The sequence below is a fragment of the Acinetobacter sp. MD2(2019) genome (genome assembly GCF_035615615.1).
Classification (GTDB): Bacteria; Pseudomonadota; Gammaproteobacteria; order Pseudomonadales; family Moraxellaceae; genus Acinetobacter.
Genome location: NZ_VTDU01000002.1, coordinates 54,028 through 74,803 on the forward strand (window position 1 = coordinate 54,028; position 20,776 = coordinate 74,803).

The window sequence follows — 20,776 nt, forward strand, 5'->3', positions numbered from 1 at the left end:
ACCTCAATTGTATCGCTTTTCATCTGGCGATTTTAGCGTTTAAGCTTCAACCCATTTTCCATCTTGATAGACTAAACTCCATTTAGTCTGCTTACCTTCAGGCGTTTCAGAACCGACATATTGCGCCTGATTTTTACGACTAAACTTCACAAGGGTTGGATTCCCTTCTGGATCTTGATCAGGAGCTTGCAATAAAAACTGATATTTTTCATCCAGTTGATCGGCCACACTACGCAATTCTGAAAGTTTAGGTGCCCGTGTTTCACGAATTTTCGGAAACTTACTCGCAGCCAAGAACAAACCTGCAGCACCATCACGCAGTACAAAATAATCATCGTGTTTGGTCGAACGCACATGTTCCATTTTAATTGGGTCAACCCGTGGTGGTGCAGGCTGTCCACTTTTGAGAACTTTACGGGTGTTATCACAACTGCCGCAGGCAAAATACGGCCCAAAACGCCCTGTTTTCAACTGCATTTCACCATCACATTTGTCACATGGAATGGTTGGACCATCATAGCCCTTAATCTTAAATTCTCCTTCTTCGACTTCGTAACCATCGCAGTCTGGGTTATTACCACAGACATGCAATTTACGACCACCATCAATCACATAACTGTCCATGGCTGTACCACATTTTGCACAGCGGTGTTTAGACATTAAGTCTGCAGTTTCAGCGGCTTCATCATCAGAGAAAGCAGCTAAAGATTCAACAGGTGTTAAATTAAGCGTGCCTTTACAGCGCTCTTTTGGCGGTAAGTTATAGCCTGAACATCCCAAAAATACGCCTGTAGTTCCAGTACGAATCTGCATGGGACGGCTACATTGCTGACACGCCACATCAGGCACTTCAACGGGTTGATTACGGCGCATGCCCTCAACACTGGCTGCGGTATTTAAACGGTTTTTAAAATCGCCATAAAAACTGTCCAGCAGTTCTTTCCAATTACGCTCACCGGTGGCAACTTTGTCTAACTGACCTTCTAAATCTGCGGTAAAGGCATAATTCATGAGGTTGTTAAAGCTTTCATCTAAACGATCGGTAACAATTTCACCCATTTTTTCGGCAAATAGGCGACGATTTTCAAGCTTGACATAACCACGGTCTTGAATTGTAGAAATAATCGCAGCATAGGTCGATGGACGCCCAATGCCCCGTTTTTCAAGCTCTTTCACTAACGAGGCTTCGGTAAAACGTGCAGGTGGTTTAGTAAAATGCTGACTTGGGTCTAATTTTTCCAGTTTCAATACTTCGCCAACTTTCACCGCAGGCAGCAAAATATCATCATCCGATTTATTCGCACCACGCACTCGGGTAAAGCCATCAAACACCAAGGTACGCCCTTTGGCACGTAGCTCAACGTTATTAGCGTTCACCGTTAACGTCGATGATAAATATTGTGCCGGTGTCATTTGACAAGCCACAAACTGACGCCAAATCAGGTCATACAAACGCTGTGCATCACGCTCAGCACCCGCCAATTGATCCCCTGTTAAAGCGACATTGGATGGACGAATCGCTTCATGCGCCTCTTGTGCGCCTGCTTTATTGCCATAACGATTTGGTTTAGCAGGAACGTATTTTTCACCAAAATTTTGCTCGATATGGCTACGTACCATATTCACCGCATCATCACTTAAAAAAGTCGAGTCGGTACGCATATAGGTAATAAAACCAGCCTCGTACAAACGTTGCGCTAGCATCATGGTTTTCTTCACAGAAAAACCTAAACGCGTACTTGCTGCTTGTTGCAAAGTCGAAGTGATATAGGGCGCACTTGGATTGACCTTGGTCGGTTTATCTTCACGCTGTGCAACTTTATATTCTGCAGCCTTTAAAACATCTAAAACCGCATCAGTTTCAGCTTTATTGGTCAGTTTTAGCGTTTTCCCTGCTTGCTTAACCGCCTCTAAGCGAATTTGATCTTTTTGTGCTTGGGTATCTGCAAAAATCTGCCAATATTCTTCAGGAATAAATGCTCGAATTTCACGTTCACGCTCACAAACTAACTTCACCGCAACCGACTGTACTCGACCTGCCGACAAACCACGCGCAATTTTTTCCCATAGTAATGGCGAGATCATGAAACCCACCACACGGTCCAAGAAACGGCGTGCTTGCTGCGCATTGACACGATCGATGTCTAAACGAGTTGGACGCTTAAAGGCTTCCTGAATGGCATTTTTGGTAATTTCGTTAAACACCACACGTTGATAACGACTATCATCACCACCAATCACTTCACGTAAATGCCACGCAATCGCTTCTCCTTCACGGTCCAAATCCGTTGCCAGATAAACTTCGTCCACTTGTGATGCAAGTTTTTTCAGTTCAGCAACCACATGTTCTTTGCCCGGTAGCACCTCATAATGGGCTTTCCAACCATGCTCAGGGTCAACGCCCATGCGGTTAATGAGCGCATTTTGTGCTTTCAGCTCTTTTTCTTCGGCAGTTAACTTGGCGCGCGTTGTTGGTTTTTTTTCACTAGACTTGGCAGAACCACCTGTTGGTAAATCACGAACATGACCCACAGATGATTTTACAATGTATTCATTGCCCAAATATTTATTAATGGTTTTCGCTTTAGCAGGCGACTCCACAATCACAAGTGCACGTTTTTTCGCGGCACTTGGTGCTTTTTCTGTAGTCGTTTTTGCGCTAGACCGAGGAGCATTCGCCATAGGGTATAGATTTCCTAATTAAATTTTAAAGCTGTGCTAAAGAGCTAAGATAAGTTTTCATCTCTTCAAGTTGGGTGGCATGAAGATCTGCATGTTCATCCCAATACACACCCACACAGTTTGCCTGCATATCAATAGCATAAATCCCCTTTAATGCAATGGGATAATCTTTAAATTTATCATCCCCATGCACCAATTCGAAACGATTGTCTTGAATTCGCGCACGCATTAGCGCTAATTTCGCCTCGGGAAGTAATACACTATAATAGGCAACCATACTGGCACGTGTTTCGGTGGCTTTTGGAATATGTGTCCATTCGGGTGCGACAATTAAACGCGGATGTAATCCCATTTTTCTGGCTTTGTCGCGCATTATGCCCAAGGCTTTTTCTCGTGGATTAACTCGTAGGCCTAACACCGAACCAAGTACAAACACAATAATAATTAGGGCAACCCAAAGTCCCGTATGTTCCATAACTTCACCTTTACTTTCTTTTTATAGATTTGCACAGGCAATGCTAAAAAGGCAAGTTATTGGATGAAATTAATCATTTTTATATCGCTAAGCAGCAATCTCTACTAATCCAATCTCTGCCCATTTCTGAATATTTTCACTCAGAAAAATTAATTTTTCTTCTTTAATTTGCACAATTTTATGTTTTTTTAATAAATTGAGCATATGCTCTGTTTGCGCATCATTTTCAAACTTAAGCACTGCTTTAATTGAGTTTCTTAAGGCCTCTAAGCTTGATGGGCGATGCTTCTCAATTTTCACTAAATAATCACTATACTGTTTCACTCGCATTAAATGCGGTTTAGTTTGAATGTCATCTTTTGAAAAGCTAAGCTCAGATTGTTGTAGGACAGCTTTAGTTGACTGTACGACAAATTTTTTCATTGCTTTGAGTTGATATTCAAGCTTATTGCTTTTGCAAAAAAGTAACTTATGCTTTTGTAACTGTTCAATCATCTCTTCAGCTTGTTTTGAATCTAAATTTCCCCAAGACATGATAGATTTCAGTAAAGACTTTAATTTTTTTGGCTGATTTTTTAATAAAAATTGAATGATTTTCATCAATAATGCATCAGATTTAGGTTGCGCTACAATCGGTAAAGCGACCTGAACCTGTTTTGTTTCTGTAGCAGTGACATTCAGTGCTTTTATAGGTTCAACTAACTGTTTAAGTTGTTGTGAACAAATCCCCATTTGCCCCAATAAGTCAACAGCATAGGACAATGCAGCGTCATTTGACATCACATCAATAGAACTGCCATGCTCAAGTTGTGCAGACAATCGACCTGCAATAAAAGTTAACCCAAAATCAGCCGAATTTGCCCCTGCTTTTGGCATTTTAATCACCAATAAACGTTTTTCCTGTATTGCATGGCTCAAGGTAATTAAATCATCTAAAGCAATATGCAAATTATCATTGGCATACACTAAAATCACTTGATCATATTGTTTTAATAAATGATTTAATTCACGAATTTTTTTAGGTTGATTCTCAATATCAAGTAATAATATTTTTTGCACAACATTCCTCTATTCTAATAATGCGGTGGACGATTGGTTAAAGGATCAAATGGTGCAATTCCTTCCGATAAATCAGCCGCTTCCACCCGTTGATATAAAAATTGCATTTGCTTTTTCAAAGCATCAATTTCTTGCCCTTGTACGACCAGTTGTTCGTTCAATTGCTCAACTAAATCATCTAAAAACGCAATTCGGACTTGCAAATCTTCAATGGGTGCGGAAAATGACGCATAATCATCGTTATCTGTTGGTTTAGTCATTTAACTCTCTCATTTGGGACTTTGGAAAACATTATGGCCTATATTACTTTAAGGGATGTCCAACTGGCGTTTGGTGGACCCGCCCTGCTCGACGGCGCGGGCTTTGCACTAGATCGTGGCGAACGAGTGTGTTTAATCGGTCGTAATGGTGAAGGTAAGTCTACTTTACTTAAGCTGATTGAGGGAAGTCTATTGCCCGATCGCGGCGAAGTTTCTATTCAAAATGGTTTAACGGTTTCCATGCTGGCTCAAGATGTGCCGATGGATTCAGGCAAAGTCGCTGATATTGTTGCCGATGGCGCAGGTGAAGCTGCAGCGGTTCTCAAAGCCTACCATGAAGCTAGCGATGCGTGTGTACTGGGCGATATGGATGCCTGTGACCGCATGGGCAATTTACAGCATAAGCTTGACCAATTGGATGGCTGGGCTTTAGAAACCAAAGTCAACTCTATTTTAAGCAAAATGGGCTTAGACCCTGAAGCCGACTTGGCCGATTTATCGGGTGGTCGTAAACGCCGTGTACTTTTAGCACGTGCTTTATTAACGCAACCCGATGTGCTTTTGCTTGACGAACCAACCAACCATTTAGATGTCGAAAGCATTGAATGGTTAGAAAAATTCTTGCTTGATCAAAACAATCTAACTTTATTGTTTATTTCGCATGACCGTTCATTTGTCGATAGCATTGCAACGCGTATTGTCGAACTTGACCGTGGCACATTACGCAGTTATGAAGGCAACTATTCACGTTACCTCGAACTCAAAGCCATGCAAATGGAAGCCGAAGAAAAGCAAAATGCGTTGTTTGATAAACGCTTAGCTGAAGAAGAAGTGTGGATTCGCCAAGGCATTAAAGCCCGCCGTACCCGTAACGAAGGTCGTGTGCGTGCCTTAAAAGCGTTACGTGAAGAATCAAAAGCGCGCCGTTCGCAGCAAGGCAAAGTCAACATGTCAACCCAAGAAGCGCAGCGTTCGGGCAAGTTGGTCTTTGAAATTGAGAATGTTAGCGTCAGCTACGATGATAAAAAGCTGATCAACAATTTCTCTGCTGTGGTCATGCGTGGCGATCGTATTGGTTTGGTGGGCGACAACGGTGTCGGTAAAACCACTTTAATTAAAGCTATTTTGGGTGAAATTGCTCATCAAGGCTCAGTCAAAACAGGTACACAATTAGAAGTCGCTTATTTTGACCAATTGCGTAACGCACTCGACTTAGAAAAATCAGTCAAAGATAACGTTTCTGAAGGTTCAGACTTTGTCGATGTCAACGGTGGTCGTCGCCATATCTATAGCTACTTACAAGACTTTTTATTCTCGCCTGAACGTGCGCGTACACCAGTCAAAGCATTGTCGGGTGGTGAGCGTAATCGTATTTTACTCGCCAAACTTTTACTTAAACCATCCAACTTAATTGTGATGGACGAACCAACCAACGACTTAGATATGGTGACTTTAGAGTTGCTTGAAGAAATGTTGGGCGGCTATGGTGGCACGTTGTTACTGATCAGCCATGACCGTGCCTTTATGGACAACGTAGTAACATCAACTTGGGTGTTCGATGGCAAAGGCGGTATTGCAGAATACATCGGCGGTTATCAAGATTACTTAATGCAACGCCCTGACGACAAAGTCGTTGACCAAAAGTCTGATGTGAAAAAAGCCCAAGCCAAAGCGGAAGCACAAAAGCTAGCGGCGCAAGCAGCACCGAAAAAAGTCAAACTGAGCTTTAAAGATCAGCGTGAACTTGAGCAATTGCCTGCCGAAATTGAACAATTAGAAGCAGAGCAAACCAAACTTTCAGAGCAATTGGCCGATGGTTCTTGGTTTGTGAAAGATGCCGATGCAGCAACAAAAGCCAGCCAGCGTTTAGCTGAAATTGAAGAGTTGTTGCTAGAAAAACTTGAGCGTTGGGATGTGCTTGAGAATATGAGCAAAGGTAACTAAACCCCGATTTATTGCCATCATCATTAAAAAACCACGCAAGCGCGTGGTTTTTTATTTCTTGCAGAATTAGCGAAATTTCTTATGCCCTTCGTCACGAATTTTGTCGATGTTTGGCACCACTTGCGCCTGTGCTTGGGCTAAATTGCCCGCTTTAACCAAATCCGTCGCTTGATTAATTTCACCCAGTAAATGGTCAAATGTTTGCTGATACTCTTGCATTTGCGGGCTATTGTCGGGCTGTCCAATCAGTTTCATAGGTACATTGGTTTTCGCATCAGTGGCCGCTTGCTGCATTTCAGTTAAAGCCGTGAGTGCAACAGGTGCTTCTTTGGCTTTTTTAAATGCACTATAATTTTTATATAAATGCCACATATCTTGACCCAAACCTGCTGCAAAACTGCTATTCATCCAAAATAAAGCCACGAATGCGCTGGCCAAGGTCCATTTAAATTTCATCGAGAGATTCCCTATTTTCGATTGTTCTTTTTTGAATTATGCAGATCAAAACTTAAGCTAAGCTTTAAATCTATTTTTATAAAATAAAAAATCAATCTAGATCATTCTGAGCTAAGTTTAGGTTAAAGACACGTTCGGTTGAGGCAGGATATTGTTGCAACTTATTGGCCGGACGAATGGGTCGTTTAACTAACTCGCCCTCACAATTGGGACAAGTAAAATTTAATTGTTGTTCAGCACAATTTTGGCAGAACGTACATTCAAATGAACAAATCAACGCATTCGCCGCATTGGGCGCTAAATCACAATTACAGCATTCACAGTTTGGGCGTAAGGCAAGCATGATGATTATTGTCCGTAACATAGTTTTATTCACATCATACAACGAATCACAAGCGCGACACGCCAGAATTGTAGTCGATCGCAACAGTCTGCGCAGTTCATGTTAAACTGCTCAAAAAATTGATTTAATTACCCCCAATGAGTACACAGCAAGATTATCTTCCCGGAAAATTTGAATGGTCTTTTTTACTGCCAAAATATTGGACAGTGTGGATCAGTATTGTCTTTTTGATGTGTCTTGCCATTTTACCTTGGGCGATTCAACGCCGTGTGGCGCGTGTGCTTGGCAAGCTAGCGTGGAAATTTCTGAAATCTCGCCGTAAAACCACACTGCGTAATTTAGAAGTGTGTTTTCCCGAATGGTCACAGCAAGAACTTGAAGTGAATGCAGAACAAGTGTTTATCGAAATGATGCTGGGTGCATTTGAAACACTCAACGCGTGGTATTGTCCCCAATGGTTTCAAGGCCGAGTCAGCATTGAAGGACTTGAACACATCACCCAAGCGCAAGCCGAAGGCAAAGGTGTATTGTTGTTGGGGACGCACAGCACCTTACTAGATGCAGGCGGTTACTTGTGCGCGCAGTATTTCGAACCTGATGTGGTTTATCGCCCACAAAACAATCCACTGCTCGATTTGCTAATTTACCGTGGTCGCGCCACCATTTATAAACATCAAATTGACCATGACGATATGCGTGGCTTAATTCGTAAACTCAAAGATGGCGATGCGATTTGGTATAGCCCCGATCAAGATTTTGGCTTAAAACAAGGCGTCATGGCGCCGTTTTTTGGTGTTCCTGCGGCAACAGTCACCGCGCATCGCCGCTTACTTAAAATTTCAAAAGCAGTGGCTGTGCCGTTATATTTTTATCGTTATGGCGATGAAGCCAATCCACGTTATCGTGTCTTAATTGAACCGGCGCTAGACAATTTTCCATCTGAAGATGAAGTTGCCGATGCAACCCGCGTCAATGCGATTATTGAACAACAACTGCGCATTGCCCCGACTCAATATATGTGGTTCCATCGCCGATTTAAAACCCGCCCTGAGGGGTATCAGAGCATCTATTAAAAATGAAAAATTCGAAACGGTTTTTCTGGATCTGCCTATTTGTCATCCTTGTGTCCGGTGGCGCATTCATCTATAAGTACTTTTTTGTGCAAAAAAAAGAGCACTTTACGCACCTAAATACGGCAAATCATCAAATTAAAGTAGCACCACCAGCCATTAAAACCACAACACCTACTCAAAAAACAACAACCACTACTGCAGCACCAATAATTGAAATTACGCCAAATTTATCCACTTGGGTATGGCGCGATTGGATTTCTGAAGATGGTTCATTGTTCTTAACCTTGCGAACTGGGGTTTGGAACCCGAGCGGCACATTATTTTATTTAGATCGTCGCGGTGGTGTTTCGTTGGAAGGTTTTCAAAAAGGCTTAAATATTCAATTGAAGTCGTTTGATGCTGAAAAAGGCTTAGAAGCCCCGCCAGAATATAAAATTACAGGCATACTGAATCGAGAGCAAAATACTTTCAGCGCCAGCATTATTCATTATCCCGATGAAACTGAACGTCAAATACTGTTCAAACCGGCGATTGCCACAAGCAAAACACAGCCTGTATTTAAATTAAAATATTACGGCTTTGAAGACCCTGAATGGCACAATAAGAAAATTACACAAGTGGCCATCATAAACCCTAAAAATCAGACCACACAACATTTAACAGGCTTTGAAGCGCAAGCATATGCGGTTGAATATCTCGACTTAAATTATGATGGCTATTTCGATATATTACTGGATATAAGCAAACAGGTCGGCAATGGAGAACAACGCTATTTAGCTTTTACTTACAACGCTGACACCGAACAATTTGAAAAGTACGACTTTCTTAACAATATATTGGGGAATATAACCCGCTATCCTCAAAAGAAGCAATTACATTTAGAGCAAGGTTTATTTGAAATGCAAAATGGACAGTGGAAGGAAATTCCTTGTTGTTATGCAGATTAAGCGATATTTTACCAATAACTCCTTTTAAAACCACCATGCTGATCTTCAGCACATATTTGGTCGTTTTTAGCAAAACATAGGTTAAAAAGCACGCATGAAAGTAATGCAATTACTTCCTGAATTAAATAGTGGTGGTGTTGAACGTGGCACGCTTGAAATTGCGCGCGCTCTCGTTGCAGCAGGACACCAATCGCTCGTTGTGTCTAACGGTGGGCGTTTGGTGGCTGAATTAGAAGCCGAAGGAACACAGCATATTCAACTGCCGATTCATAAAAAATCTTTGCTCAGTTTGTTGCAGGTTGGAGCTTTACGTAAAGCCATTTTGGCCGAACAGCCAGATATTTTACATGTCCGTTCACGTGTGCCAGCGTGGTTGACGCATTTTGCGTTAAAAGGCATTCCTGCGCATTTACGTCCGCATTTAATCAGCACCGTCCATGGTTTTTATTCGGTCAATCGTTATAGCGCGATTATGACGCAAGCTGAAAAAGTAATTGCAGTGTCGTCTAGCGTGGTCGAATATATCGAAAAGAATTATCCAAACTGCCCGCTCGACTCAATTGTTAAAATTTATCGCGGCATCGATCCACAAGCCTTTCCGCACGGTTATCAACCACCGGCGCAGTGGTTTAATCAAGTTTTTTTAGATTATCCTGAGCTGGAAAATAAGTTTATTTTGTGTCTGCCAGGTCGTATTACACGGCTAAAAGGACACGAAACGTTAATTGAAATCATGCAGCATATAAAACAGCACTATCCGCATGTGCACGCAGTGGTGGTGGGTGGTGCAGATGCCAAAAAACAAGCTTACTTAGATGAACTTGAACAGCACATTCAGCAACATCAACTGAGTGAATACATAACTTTTGTCGGACATCGTTCAGACATTCGTGAATGGCTGGCTTTTAGCGATGTGGTGCTTTCCTTGTCGAATCAGGCAGAAACGTTTGGCAGAACCGCGCTTGAAGCGTTATCGGTTGGCACACCGGTTATTGGTTGGAACCGCGGTGGTGTGGCCGAAATTTTAACTGCGTTATATCCGCAAGGTTTAATTGAGGTTGACCAACTGCCACACCTTTTAGATGTGCTTCAACGACACATCGAACAGCCGCAACAGGTGGCCGAAGTGAAGGAGTTTAGTTTAGATGATATGTGCAAAAATACTTTGGCGCTTTATGCTTCGGTGTGCAAAACCCGTTAAATCTAAGCAGAAATTGAAGGTAAGGATTTTAACCCCCACTTTAACCATGAATTTCACTCAGTTTAGTGTGAAATAAAATCATTTTTATTCATCTAAAATTTCAGGTATAAATTACAGCATAGATAAATAAGGTAGCAAATCGCCATGAGCAAGGCATTTACATTTTCGATTAAAAGCATTCGCTTCGATGAAAACTATCATCCTGCAGATAGTACGCGTATTACCACTAACTTTGCGAACTTAGCTCGCGGAGAAAGTCGTCAAGAAAACCTACGCAATACATTAAAGATGATTGACAATCGTTTTAATGCCTTAGCTCGTTGGGATAATCCAAAAGGTGACCGTTATTCGGTTGAGCTTGACATTATTTCGGTTGATATTGACGTAGAAGGTAACGGAAACACTTTTCCAACCATCGAAATTTTAAAAACCACAATTGTCGATCACAAAACCGAACAACGTTTTGATGGCATTGTTGGCAATAATTTTTCATCTTATGTGCGTGATTATGACTTTAGCGTGTTGTTATTAGAGCATAACAAAGGTCAAGCCAAGTTCAGCACCCCTGAAAATTACGGTACGCTGCATGGAAAAATTTTCCAATCGTTTTTAAGATCAGATATTTATACAAACAACTTCAACAAACAACCGGTCATTTGTTTAAGTGTTTCAACCACCAAAACGTATCACCGTACAACCAATATCCATCCAGTATTAGGGGTTGAATACAAGCAAGATGCCTATTCATTAACCGATGAATACTTTGCAAAAATGGGCTTACAAGTTCGCTATTTCATGCCTGCAAATAGCGTTGCGCCATTAGCCTTTTATTTTAATGGCGATTTGCTCAGCGATTACACCGATTTGGAATTGATTGGTACGATTAGCACCATGGAAAGCTTCCAAAAGATTTATCGTCCTGAAATTTACAATGCAAATTCAGTGGCTGGTGAAATCTATCAACCAAGCTTGAACTACCAAGATTATTCATTGACTCGTATTGTTTATGATCGAGAAGAGCGTAGTCAATTGGCGATTAAACAAGGTAAATTTACTGAAGAACAGTTTATTAAACCGTATAAAGACATTCTTGAGCAGTGGGCTGCCAATTACACTTTTTAATTGATTCAACAGAAACGAGAAAACCAACATGAAACTTTTGTTACCTACATCAACTGCTGGCAGCCTACCAAAACCATCTTGGCTTGCAGAACCAGAAAAACTTTGGTCGCCTTGGAAATTACAAGATCAAGAATTGATTGATGGTAAAAAAGATGCGCTGCGTTTGTCTTTGCACGAACAACAACAAGCCGGCATCGATATTGTTAGCGATGGCGAACAAACCCGCCAACATTTTGTGACGACGTTCATTGAGCATTTAAATGGCGTTGATTTTGAACAACGAGAAACCGTTCGAATTCGTGATCGTTACGATGCCAGCGTGCCGACTGTAGTTGGTGCAGTATCGCGTCAAAAACCGGTATTTGTTGAAGATGCTAAATTTTTACGTTCACTCACCGATCAACCGATTAAATGGGCATTGCCTGGCCCAATGACCATGATCGACACGCTATACGATGCACACTATAAAAGCCGTGAAAAATTAGCGTGGGAATTTGCTAAAATTTTGAACCAAGAAGCACGTGAATTAGAAGCCGCCGGTGTAGACATCATTCAGTTTGATGAACCTGCATTTAACGTTTTCTTTGACGAAGTGAATGATTGGGGCGTGGCCACTTTAGAACGTGCCATTGAAGGACTTAAGTGCGAAACTGCGGTACATATTTGCTATGGTTATGGCATTAAAGCCAACACCGATTGGAAAAAAACCCTCGGTTCAGAATGGCGCCAATACGAAGAAGCATTCCCTAAGCTACAACAATCAAATATTGATATCGTATCGCTTGAATGCCAAAACTCACGCGTTCCAATGGATTTAATTGAACTGATCCGTGGTAAAAAAGTCATGGTTGGGGCAATTGATGTTGCCACCAACAACATTGAAACGCCTGAAGAAGTTGCCAATACGCTACGTAAAGCACTGCAATTTGTAGATGCAGATAAACTTTATCCTTCAACAAACTGCGGTATGGCGCCTTTAGGCCGTGACGTTGCACGAGGCAAATTAAATGCGCTCAGCGCAGGTGCAGCCATTGTTCGTAACGAACTATTAGGAAAATAATTCCTTCAATGAAATGACAAAATTTAGTTGGGCTTGAACAAACAAGCCCAACTTGATGATGCCAACAAAAGTAATATGTGTAGATTTAAGTAGGACACCGCAATGGTTGATGTAACAGACTTTAGAAATGCAATGTCTTTGCTCACAGGTGCAGTCAATGTGATTACAACGACCAATGAATCTGGTCATCATGGATTCACCGCCTCCTCTGTATGCAGTGTCACGGACACTCCACCCACCTTATTGGTCTGTATGAATCAATCTGCACGTTCGCATATCCACTTCATAGAAAATAAAATTTTAAGCGTGAATGTGTTAAATGCACAGCAAGCGCATATTTCAAAAATATTTTCATCGAAACTTGAATCAGAAGAACGGTTTGAACATGGGACGTGGACGACATTAAAAACTGGTGCACCCATTCTAGACGATGCGTTGGTCAGTTTTGATTGTCAAATTGAGCAAGTACAAACGGTGGGTACGCACTCTATTTTTATTTGTCGGATTGTCGCAATTCAACACAGCCAAAACGATCAAGGTCTGGTTTATTTTAATCGAGCCTATCATCAAGTCGGTCAGCCAGAATTTGCTTAATCGGCCAAGTTCATTATTTTTATTTTCTAGATTGAACCAAGCCAACTTTATCACTTTCTCATGTATGCCAAACAAGATATTTCACTCAATTATTTAGTGGTTTGACTTATGTAGCGCTTGCAGTTCAGTCTACTTTTGATACACTCAAAACCCTTTTATTTTTTATCACAACACCGAGGCACAATGACATGAAAGTAGGTCTGGTCGGTTGGCGTGGGATGGTCGGTTCCGTCCTCATGCAACGTATGGTTGAAGAGAATGATTTTGCTCACTTTGAGCCATTCTATTTCTCTACCAGTAACGCAGGTGGTGAAGCGCCTGCATTTGGTGGAAAAACTGCCCCAGCACTTATGGATGCAACAGACATTAACAGTCTGAAGCAAATGGATGTCATTATTACCTGCCAAGGCGGTGACTACACCTCCGAAGTTTTTCCAAAGCTAAAAGCTGAAAACTGGAATGGTTACTGGATTGATGCCGCATCGACCTTACGTATGGACGATGAAGCGATTATTGTGCTTGACCCTGTGAACTTAAACGTCATTAAAGAAGGTTTAGTCAACGGGACTAAAACCTTTGTTGGTGGTAACTGTACCGTATCATTAATGCTCATGGGCTTAGGTTCACTGTTCCAAAATAATTTGGTGGAATGGGCAACCTCAATGACCTATCAAGCGGCTTCAGGTGCAGGCGCGCAAAATATGCGTGAATTGATTACTGGTATGGGTTATTTGTATAACAATACCAAAACCTTATTGGACGATCCAAAATCTGCTATTTTGGATATCGACCGTCAAATTGCTGAATTACAACGTGGTGAAAGCTTCCCTTCAGCCAACTTTGGTGTGCCATTGGCGGGTTCTTTAATTCCATATATCGACAAACAGCTCGAAAGCGGTCAATCGAAAGAAGAATGGAAAGGCCAAGTTGAAACCAATAAAATTTTAGGCAATCAACAAATTGTTCCTATTGATGGACATTGCGTGCGCATTGGTGCCATGCGCTGTCACTCACAAGCCATTACGCTTAAGCTGAAAAAAGATGTGCCTTTAGACGAAATTGAAAGCATGATTGCCGCATCAAGCCAATGGGCAAAAGTGGTGCCAAATACCCGTGAAGCGTCGATGACCGATTTAACGCCAGTAGCAGTTACAGGAACACTAACTGTACCGGTTGGTCGTTTACGTAAACTGAATATGGGTAAAGAATACCTCGGTGCTTTCACTGTAGGTGATCAGTTACTTTGGGGTGCTGCAGAGCCTTTACGTCGTATGTTACGCATTCTGATTGAATACAAAAACGCATAAACGTGTAGTGAAAAGCCGATCTAAAAAGATCGGCTTTTAATTTTTCAAATTTTACAATTCATTTACATATAACTACATTATAATACGCCGTCAGCAGAGCATTTCTAGTAGATACAATGGTCAAATATAATAAACTCTCTTCTCTTATTTTATGCAGCTTAGTTTCTCAGCTAGGATATGCTTTGAGTTTTGATCGTGTAAATATTCAATCCACTCAAGGTCAGCTGCTCTATGCAGAAATCCCCTACACCAATGCAACAGGTAGTCAGCCTGTTCAAGCAAGCTTTGCATCGAATGATGATCTAGATCATTTAGATGAGTTAAATGCCTCTGAGAACAATTTGAATTTTTTTGTGCGTCAAACTGGTCCTAGCAATGGCGTAATTGTAGTGACGTCAAATCGCCCAATCAACAGCAAGCAAATTAGTCTTGCGGTTAAAGTGCAAGATGGTGATGGCACCTATATTAAACAAATCAAAGATTCCTTGTCTAATTCAACTAGCACACCCAATCTAGCGACCAATAGCGCCGAAAAAGCATTACTGCCACAAGTGGTCACCGAAAAAGATATTCAACTTAATTTACCAACCAGCACAGCGTATACTTCAGCAACGCCAAGCAATCAAACAGCATTATTGCCTGCAACTAATAATACAGCAGCCCAACAAACGGTTAAGGCAACAGAACCTCCTTCGGCGCCTGCGTCAAAAAATCAGCCCCAGACAACAACACTATCTAAGCCCAACAGCACAGCGGCTAAAAGTTCACCGCGTGCTACGCCATCTGCGGTCAAGCCAAAACCACAAAAGCAAGCAGCGAAAAAGAACAGTGCGCCCGTTCCGAACAAAAATACAGTGCGGCACTACACAGTCAAATCTCAAGATACGTTATGGAATATTGCGGCACAAATTGCTGCCAATACGCATCAACCGATTCACATGGTGCTGAAACAATTAAAAGCCCAAAATGAACAAGCTTTTGTAAGAGGCAATATCAATCGCCTGAAACAAGGCGCGACTTTAAACTTAAATATGAGCTCAGCGGTGCGTTCAGCTAAATCTGCACCACGTCAAAATTTGGCGGCTACGAGATATCGTTTAGACAACGACCAGATGAGTATTATCACAGACAATCAAGATAATGTGACCAATCATGCAAACCCAAAAAATGGCCAGAATTTAAAAAATAATACCAATAAAGAACAACTGATGCTGGTTCGACAAAATACGCTCGCAATTCAAAAACAAGTCACTCAACTGGACTTTGCTTTACAGCAAAAAAACCATAAACTCGATTTATTAAATGCACGCTTGGCGCAGTTACAGCAACAGCTAAAACAACGACAAGCAGCAAACAAGCAACAACATCATTAAAGAGATACGATGCTTAAACCGCTTGTTCTCGCTGTAAGGATAACAAAATGTTGATATACATTATTCCGTTTGTGCTTTTACTTGTTGTCGCTATCGTGTTGAAAAAACGTGAGTCTAATCAACAAAATAGTACAGCAAAAAAAACACAAACTTTACCGGGGAAAAACAAAGCAAAACGCGTAAAAGGAAAAACTGCGCCGCTTGCGACCACAGTATCTGAAACGCAAGATACGCAAGACAATACGGTTGAAGAAACACCGATTCAGCCGATTGCAATCAATCCTGAATTTAAAACGCGTATTGAAGGATTGATTGCGCAGAAAAATTTTGGCACTGCTGAAGCGTTAATTAATCAGGAACTGAATCAGAATCCAAAACAACATGATCTGTATCTCTTTTTAGCAGATATACATATTGAACAGCAAGATACCTTTGCGCTAGATCAATTACGCTCACATCTACGCGCATTACAGTTATTGGATATCGTTCAATATATTGAAAATGCATTACAAAAAGAAAAAGATAAGCGCGATGCTATTCAATATACGCCAATGGAGTTACCCAACACTCAAGCTCCGTTTGAGAAAAGTACCGCGCAAAATGAATCAGCATCAATTGCGACAGAAAATAGTTTTGATCAGCTCTCAGCTAGTTCAGTTAGCAGCATAGATTCAGCGCATGTCGTTGAAGAAGATTCCCTTTCAACACACGCTGAGTTAAATTCTGTACGTTCCGATGAAGTTGACAACGCGACAACCTCAACGCAAGCCTCGACAGCGCTTGAATTCGATTTAGATTTATCAAGTTTTAATCAACAGTCCCCTGTTATCGAAGCTGTACCAAGCGTTGAAACGGATGTCAAACCCTTAGAGTTTAGCTTCAGCCTTGAACCAACAAGTATTGAAAGCAAAGGCGCGTCATCAACCACACCCAAAGCAGACATTGGTAACAATCTTGATTTAAACTTAGATTTTGATCAATCCATTCAACTTGAGCACGTCAGCACAGAAACCAAAACTGAACAGCTGCAAACCAGTACACTGTTGGACCACTCTTTTTCTGCACTCAAGCTAGAACCTGCAACAACAGAAACGCAAATAACCGCTTTAGAAAGCCCAAGCGAATCACCTGCGCTAGATTTCAAATTCGATTTTGAAGCAGTTCCGGCAACAAGCGTTGAAATAGATAAAACTGAAATTACAACGGCTGAAAATACGCAAAGCTTTAGTTTTGATTTTAGCCCGACCACAACACCCGTTGAAGAAGTTAAGGTTGAATCTGAAGTTGCAAATAGTAATATCTTAGATTTCACCTTCGATGCGAAACAGGTAGCGGTTACACCTGAGCCAATTATTGACTTAGTTCAACAACAGCCAATTGAGCATGATGATCCTATTTTGCAGCAATTCCCAGAGTTAGCGCAGATGCAGGAAACTGAGCTTGATCTTCTGTTAGCTGAGCAATATATCAAACTCGGTGCGAATGCTGCCGCATCTGAATTATTAAGTGCGGCTCAAACTACATTCGATGCCACACAAACCGAGCAAGCAAAAAAATTACTAAATCAAATAGCTTCTTAATACACTTCGTTCTACCATAAGCAGTCCAGTTGTGGCTGCTTTTTTTATCTATGAAAACGATTGCTTTAATTTATATGGGCGGGACGTTTGGCTGCGTGGGCGAACCATTAAGCCCGATGCCCGATCAAACCTTTTTGCCACGCTTACAGGCTTCTTTGCCGGCAGATATCCAAACACAATGTTTTGCAGCGCCTGTCATTAAAGACAGTAGTGCCTATACCGCAGCAGATTGGTTGGCATTGGTACAATTTATTCAACAATTACAGCCTAAATTTGAGCATTTTGTCGTTATTCACGGCACAGACACGCTAAGCTATGCCAGTGCAGTGTTGGCGCGTTTTTTGGGTGAAAGCTGTAAGCTGATTTTAACCGGCAGTCAATTTCCGCTACTTAATGTTGAAGCGACCGCTGTCCGGACTGAAACCGATGCCAAAAACAATTTAGATTTTGCCCTTAAGCAAGTCAGCCAAGTGCCTGCAGGCGTTTATTTGGCCTTTCATCAGCAATTATTGCATGGTCGCAGTGCATTAAAAGCCCACACAACCCATCTCAATGCTTTTCAAGGCATTGCTTCTACCGAAACTATTCAAAACCATGCAACGGCAACACCAATTGATACGCTGCAAATTGAAAAAGCCAAAACATTTAATATTGTTAGCCTGATGATGCAACCGATTGCACTCAATTTGCTACAACAGAATTTAGAACATTTATTACAACAGCCACCGCATTTTTTAGTCTTGCAAGGGTTTGGCACGGGTAATTTAGTTACCAATCCTGAAATTGTGGCTTTAATTAAACAATTACTGGCAAAAAACTGCCTTCCTGTATTAAGCACACAAGTGTCGTTTGGTGGAATTGATCAACGTTATGCGGTCAGCTCGTGGGTGAATGATGCGCAAATTGTGATTACCGACACGCTAGGTCATGCCGACCTGTATGCGAAGGCACTGCAACTTTATTTAAAATATGACCATGCTGAACAATGGTTCAGTCATTGGCACGATTCGGCAGTTTAAGGATTCTTTATGCAACGATATGCGATCGGAATTGAGTTTTGTGGTACCCGTTTTAAAGGCTGGCAAACCCAACAAGCAGGGGTTCGTAGCATCCAAGAAACGCTTGAAACCGTGCTCAGTAAAATTGCAGATGAACCGATTATTGTACATGGTGCTGGTCGGACCGATGCTGGCGTACATGCAACCAATATGGTGGCACATTTTGACACCCATGCCATTCGCCCTGAACGCGGTTGGCTGATGGGCGCCAATAGCCAACTGCCCAAAGATATTGCCATAAAATGGATTCAACCGGTCGAGGCCGATTTTCATGCGCGTTTTAAAGCCATTGCACGGCGCTACCGTTATGTGATTTATCATGCACCAATGCGCCCTGCGTTGTTATATAAACAAGTCACCCATGCCTATTATCCACTGGATATTGCCAAGATGACTCAAGCGGCACAAAAGTTTGAAGGCACGCATAACTTTGAAAGTTTCCGTGCTGCTGCGTGCCAGTCCAATCAGCCGGTGCGTCATGTTAAACATTGTCGCCTCACCCAACATGGCGCCTTTTTAATTTTAGATATTCAAGCCGATGGTTTCTTGCATCATATGGTGCGCAATATTGTGGGCTGTTTATTGGAAATCGGCCAAGGACAATATGAAGTAGACCACATTGACCAGATTTTTGCCGCACAAGATCGTAAAGCTGCGGGCATCACGGCACCAGCCGATGGTTTGTATTTTATTCAGGCGTATTATCCAGAAGCGTTACAAAACAAGCTGCCTCAAACCACACTGGGCCCAGAATGGCTCAACTGGCCAATCTAGTGATTAACGCGATTGCTTACGTTTTCGATATTCTACGGGCGTTTCATTGGTCCAACGCTTGAACGCCCGATAGAAGGTACTTGGCTCGGCAAATCCGGTCAAATACACCACTCGCTCAATGCTTTCGTGGGTATTAGATAACAATTTTTTTGCCAAGCGGCAACGGTAGTCCGACAAAATATGCTGAAAACTGGTTTGCGTTTCACTCAGTTGAGAACGTAAGCGTCTTGGGGTTAAATTAAGCTGCGCTGCAACGGTTTCAAGCGTGGTTTCACCCTGCTCTAAGGTTGCACCAATGGCGCGGCGCACATCGCCAATTAAATCGTATCGCTCTAATTCTTGTAGTTTTTCTAGTGCCAGTTGCTCATGCAGTTGTAATAAGTCGGGATCGGCCTGCCATAAAGGCTGATTCAAAATATCGGAATCGAAATATAATCGGGTTTCTTTTTGCCCTAAACTGACCGGACATTCATAGACCCGAAAGTATTCATCGGGCGATGCACCTTCACTAAAATCGAAATCAATAAAAATGGGCTGAAATGCGCCTTCAGTTAAAAATTTAAAAAAACGTAAAATTCCAGAAATCGCACACTCAGAAAAATGTCGATTAACCACAGGATTGGGCTGCAATTGCACACCATTACTTAAATAACAGCGCCCATCTTCAACCACCAATTTGGCATGAAAAGCATCACTAATTAAGCGTTGATAAGCGAGCGCTCGCTTTAAGCCCGCGCCAAAATTTTCACTGCTTAAAAATAAATGCTCAATCACTTGTCCGCGATACAACGGTAAATTTTCACCTAAATGCAAACCGATGTCTGGGTCTTGGCTGACCTCTTCTGCTGCCACCCAAAAGGCATATTGAGCACTTAAAGGGGTTCTTTGATTATTCTCTAATTGATTAATGGCCACACCGGCTTTGGTCAGAATTTTTTCAGGCGATAATCCCGCACGGCGCATCGCTTGATAGCCCAAACGTAAAACAACTGAAGCATCGGTTAGCTGACCCACAAATCATTCATCCTTCTATATTCTTAATTTTCAATTATAAGTCGATTTTTAGATTAACCATGATTGACCAAACTGACAACGTGCATTCGGTAATTTTTATGATAAAAATTTAAACTGAGCGTTTACTTTATGACGTTTAGAGATCGACAAACCCAGTTGCTGACTTGTTTTTTTCAGGCTTTTGTATATAATTTGCACCTTCTCATTTTTATTCATTTAGGTAGGCTATGGCCAATAAAGAGGAACTTATCGAGTTCGAAGGCGTTGTCACCGAAACGCTTCCTAATACTATGTTTCGTGTACGTTTAGAAAATGGACACGAAGTGATTGCGCATATTTCAGGAAAAATGCGTAAACACTATATCCGTATTTTAACGGGCGATAACGTTAAGGTTGAAATGACCCCTTACGACTTAAGCAAAGGTCGTATTACTTACCGTGCACGTTAAGTATT

At 41.7% G+C, this 20,776-nt stretch carries 20 protein-coding genes; 13 read left to right on the forward strand and 7 right to left on the reverse strand.

Going from position 1 to position 20,776, the window contains the following annotated elements:
* Positions 1-39 precede the first annotated feature (39 nt).
* The 4 genes from topA to I2F62_RS01655 form a co-directional block, all read right to left on the reverse strand.
* Positions 40-2,682, reverse strand: a complete 2,643-nt coding sequence (topA, locus tag I2F62_RS01640; protein ID WP_324625280.1) for a type I DNA topoisomerase — start codon at positions 2,680-2,682, stop codon at positions 40-42.
* Between the two features lie 25 nt (positions 2,683-2,707).
* On the reverse strand, positions 2,708-3,157 hold the full coding sequence (locus tag I2F62_RS01645; RefSeq protein WP_324625281.1) for an ammonium transporter: 450 nt from the start codon (positions 3,155-3,157) through the stop codon (positions 2,708-2,710).
* Between the two features lie 87 nt (positions 3,158-3,244).
* The gene (locus tag I2F62_RS01650; protein ID WP_324625282.1) at positions 3,245-4,216 is read right to left on the reverse strand and encodes a PIN domain-containing protein; all 972 of its coding nucleotides are present in this window, start codon (positions 4,214-4,216) and stop codon (positions 3,245-3,247) included.
* A 14-nt stretch (positions 4,217-4,230) separates the two neighbouring features.
* On the reverse strand, positions 4,231-4,476 hold the full coding sequence (locus tag I2F62_RS01655; RefSeq protein WP_324625283.1) for a SlyX family protein: 246 nt from the start codon (positions 4,474-4,476) through the stop codon (positions 4,231-4,233).
* 33 nt (positions 4,477-4,509) lie between these two features.
* Here I2F62_RS01655 and I2F62_RS01660 point away from each other — a divergent pair, with 33 nt between their 5' ends.
* Positions 4,510-6,420 carry an ATP-binding cassette domain-containing protein gene (locus tag I2F62_RS01660; protein ID WP_324625284.1) on the forward strand — a complete coding sequence of 637 codons (1,911 nt, stop codon included), beginning with the start codon at positions 4,510-4,512 and terminating at the stop codon, positions 6,418-6,420.
* A gap of 66 nt (positions 6,421-6,486) precedes the next feature.
* Here I2F62_RS01660 and I2F62_RS01665 read toward each other — a convergent pair whose 3' ends face one another.
* Both I2F62_RS01665 and I2F62_RS01670 read right to left on the reverse strand, forming a co-directional pair.
* On the reverse strand, positions 6,487-6,876 hold the full coding sequence (locus I2F62_RS01665) for a cytochrome b562 (protein ID WP_324625285.1): 390 nt from the start codon (positions 6,874-6,876) through the stop codon (positions 6,487-6,489).
* Positions 6,877-6,967: 91 nt separating this feature from the next.
* Positions 6,968-7,219 carry a DUF1272 domain-containing protein gene (locus I2F62_RS01670; RefSeq protein ID WP_324625286.1) on the reverse strand — a complete coding sequence of 84 codons (252 nt, stop codon included), beginning with the start codon at positions 7,217-7,219 and terminating at the stop codon, positions 6,968-6,970.
* 137 nt (positions 7,220-7,356) lie between these two features.
* Here I2F62_RS01670 and lpxL point away from each other — a divergent pair, with 137 nt between their 5' ends.
* From lpxL to truA, 11 genes are all read left to right on the forward strand, one after another.
* Positions 7,357-8,292 carry an LpxL/LpxP family Kdo(2)-lipid IV(A) lauroyl/palmitoleoyl acyltransferase gene (gene lpxL / locus I2F62_RS01675; protein WP_324625287.1) on the forward strand — a complete coding sequence of 312 codons (936 nt, stop codon included), beginning with the start codon at positions 7,357-7,359 and terminating at the stop codon, positions 8,290-8,292.
* Positions 8,293-8,294: 2 nt separating this feature from the next.
* Complete coding sequence (locus tag I2F62_RS01680; protein WP_324625288.1) at positions 8,295-9,239, forward strand: hypothetical protein; 945 nt, start codon at positions 8,295-8,297, stop codon at positions 9,237-9,239.
* 94 nt (positions 9,240-9,333) lie between these two features.
* On the forward strand, positions 9,334-10,440 hold the full coding sequence (locus I2F62_RS01685; RefSeq protein WP_324625289.1) for a glycosyltransferase family 4 protein: 1,107 nt from the start codon (positions 9,334-9,336) through the stop codon (positions 10,438-10,440).
* Positions 10,441-10,584: 144 nt separating this feature from the next.
* The gene (locus tag I2F62_RS01690; RefSeq protein WP_324625290.1) at positions 10,585-11,562 is read left to right on the forward strand and encodes a DUF1852 domain-containing protein; all 978 of its coding nucleotides are present in this window, start codon (positions 10,585-10,587) and stop codon (positions 11,560-11,562) included.
* 28 nt (positions 11,563-11,590) lie between these two features.
* Entirely contained in the window at positions 11,591-12,622 is a 1,032-nt protein-coding gene (locus I2F62_RS01695; RefSeq protein WP_324625291.1) for a methionine synthase, read from the forward strand.
* Positions 12,623-12,724: 102 nt separating this feature from the next.
* Positions 12,725-13,216, forward strand: coding sequence for a flavin reductase (locus I2F62_RS01700; RefSeq protein ID WP_324625292.1), 492 nt, complete (start codon positions 12,725-12,727; stop codon positions 13,214-13,216).
* 188 nt (positions 13,217-13,404) lie between these two features.
* The gene (gene asd, locus I2F62_RS01705; RefSeq protein WP_324625293.1) at positions 13,405-14,523 is read left to right on the forward strand and encodes an aspartate-semialdehyde dehydrogenase; all 1,119 of its coding nucleotides are present in this window, start codon (positions 13,405-13,407) and stop codon (positions 14,521-14,523) included.
* A gap of 182 nt (positions 14,524-14,705) precedes the next feature.
* Positions 14,706-15,896 (forward strand): hypothetical protein, encoded by a 1,191-nt coding sequence (locus I2F62_RS01710; protein ID WP_324625294.1) that lies wholly within the window; start codon positions 14,706-14,708, stop codon positions 15,894-15,896.
* 47 nt (positions 15,897-15,943) lie between these two features.
* A complete protein-coding gene (locus I2F62_RS01715; RefSeq protein WP_324625295.1) occupies positions 15,944-17,476 on the forward strand; it encodes a hypothetical protein in 1,533 nt (510 codons plus the stop codon).
* Between the two features lie 50 nt (positions 17,477-17,526).
* Positions 17,527-18,495 carry an asparaginase gene (locus I2F62_RS01720; protein WP_324625296.1) on the forward strand — a complete coding sequence of 323 codons (969 nt, stop codon included), beginning with the start codon at positions 17,527-17,529 and terminating at the stop codon, positions 18,493-18,495.
* A 9-nt stretch (positions 18,496-18,504) separates the two neighbouring features.
* Positions 18,505-19,308, forward strand: a complete 804-nt coding sequence (gene truA, locus I2F62_RS01725) for a tRNA pseudouridine(38-40) synthase TruA (protein ID WP_324625297.1) — start codon at positions 18,505-18,507, stop codon at positions 19,306-19,308.
* A gap of 3 nt (positions 19,309-19,311) precedes the next feature.
* Here the strand turns inward: truA and I2F62_RS01730 are convergent, their stop codons facing one another.
* Positions 19,312-20,322, reverse strand: coding sequence for an AraC family transcriptional regulator (locus I2F62_RS01730; protein WP_324625298.1), 1,011 nt, complete (start codon positions 20,320-20,322; stop codon positions 19,312-19,314).
* A gap of 227 nt (positions 20,323-20,549) precedes the next feature.
* Between I2F62_RS01730 and infA the strand changes: the two genes are divergently transcribed.
* Positions 20,550-20,771 carry a translation initiation factor IF-1 gene (infA, locus tag I2F62_RS01735; protein ID WP_004920223.1) on the forward strand — a complete coding sequence of 74 codons (222 nt, stop codon included), beginning with the start codon at positions 20,550-20,552 and terminating at the stop codon, positions 20,769-20,771.
* Positions 20,772-20,776 lie beyond the last annotated feature (5 nt).

Excerpts from the sequence above, each read along its gene's own strand:
- I2F62_RS01655 (WP_324625283.1), bottom strand. The coding sequence starts at position 4,476 with ATGACTAAACCAACAGATAACGATGATTATGCGTCATTTTCCGCACCC.
- I2F62_RS01700 (WP_324625292.1), top strand. The coding sequence starts at position 12,725 with ATGGTTGATGTAACAGACTTTAGAAATGCAATGTCTTTGCTCACAGGT.
- I2F62_RS01720 (WP_324625296.1), top strand. The coding sequence starts at position 17,527 with ATGAAAACGATTGCTTTAATTTATATGGGCGGGACGTTTGGCTGCGTG.
- topA (WP_324625280.1), bottom strand. The coding sequence starts at position 2,682 with ATGGCGAATGCTCCTCGGTCTAGCGCAAAAACGACTACAGAAAAAGCA.
- I2F62_RS01665 (WP_324625285.1), bottom strand. The coding sequence starts at position 6,876 with ATGAAATTTAAATGGACCTTGGCCAGCGCATTCGTGGCTTTATTTTGG.
- I2F62_RS01715 (WP_324625295.1), top strand. The coding sequence starts at position 15,944 with ATGTTGATATACATTATTCCGTTTGTGCTTTTACTTGTTGTCGCTATC.
- I2F62_RS01685 (WP_324625289.1), top strand. The coding sequence starts at position 9,334 with ATGAAAGTAATGCAATTACTTCCTGAATTAAATAGTGGTGGTGTTGAA.
- infA (WP_004920223.1), top strand. The coding sequence starts at position 20,550 with ATGGCCAATAAAGAGGAACTTATCGAGTTCGAAGGCGTTGTCACCGAA.
- I2F62_RS01695 (WP_324625291.1), top strand. The coding sequence starts at position 11,591 with ATGAAACTTTTGTTACCTACATCAACTGCTGGCAGCCTACCAAAACCA.
- I2F62_RS01680 (WP_324625288.1), top strand. The coding sequence starts at position 8,295 with ATGAAAAATTCGAAACGGTTTTTCTGGATCTGCCTATTTGTCATCCTT.
- I2F62_RS01690 (WP_324625290.1), top strand. The coding sequence starts at position 10,585 with ATGAGCAAGGCATTTACATTTTCGATTAAAAGCATTCGCTTCGATGAA.
- I2F62_RS01645 (WP_324625281.1), bottom strand. The coding sequence starts at position 3,157 with ATGGAACATACGGGACTTTGGGTTGCCCTAATTATTATTGTGTTTGTA.
- lpxL (WP_324625287.1), top strand. The coding sequence starts at position 7,357 with ATGAGTACACAGCAAGATTATCTTCCCGGAAAATTTGAATGGTCTTTT.
- I2F62_RS01670 (WP_324625286.1), bottom strand. The coding sequence starts at position 7,219 with ATGCTTGCCTTACGCCCAAACTGTGAATGCTGTAATTGTGATTTAGCG.
- truA (WP_324625297.1), top strand. The coding sequence starts at position 18,505 with ATGCAACGATATGCGATCGGAATTGAGTTTTGTGGTACCCGTTTTAAA.
- I2F62_RS01660 (WP_324625284.1), top strand. The coding sequence starts at position 4,510 with ATGGCCTATATTACTTTAAGGGATGTCCAACTGGCGTTTGGTGGACCC.
- asd (WP_324625293.1), top strand. The coding sequence starts at position 13,405 with ATGAAAGTAGGTCTGGTCGGTTGGCGTGGGATGGTCGGTTCCGTCCTC.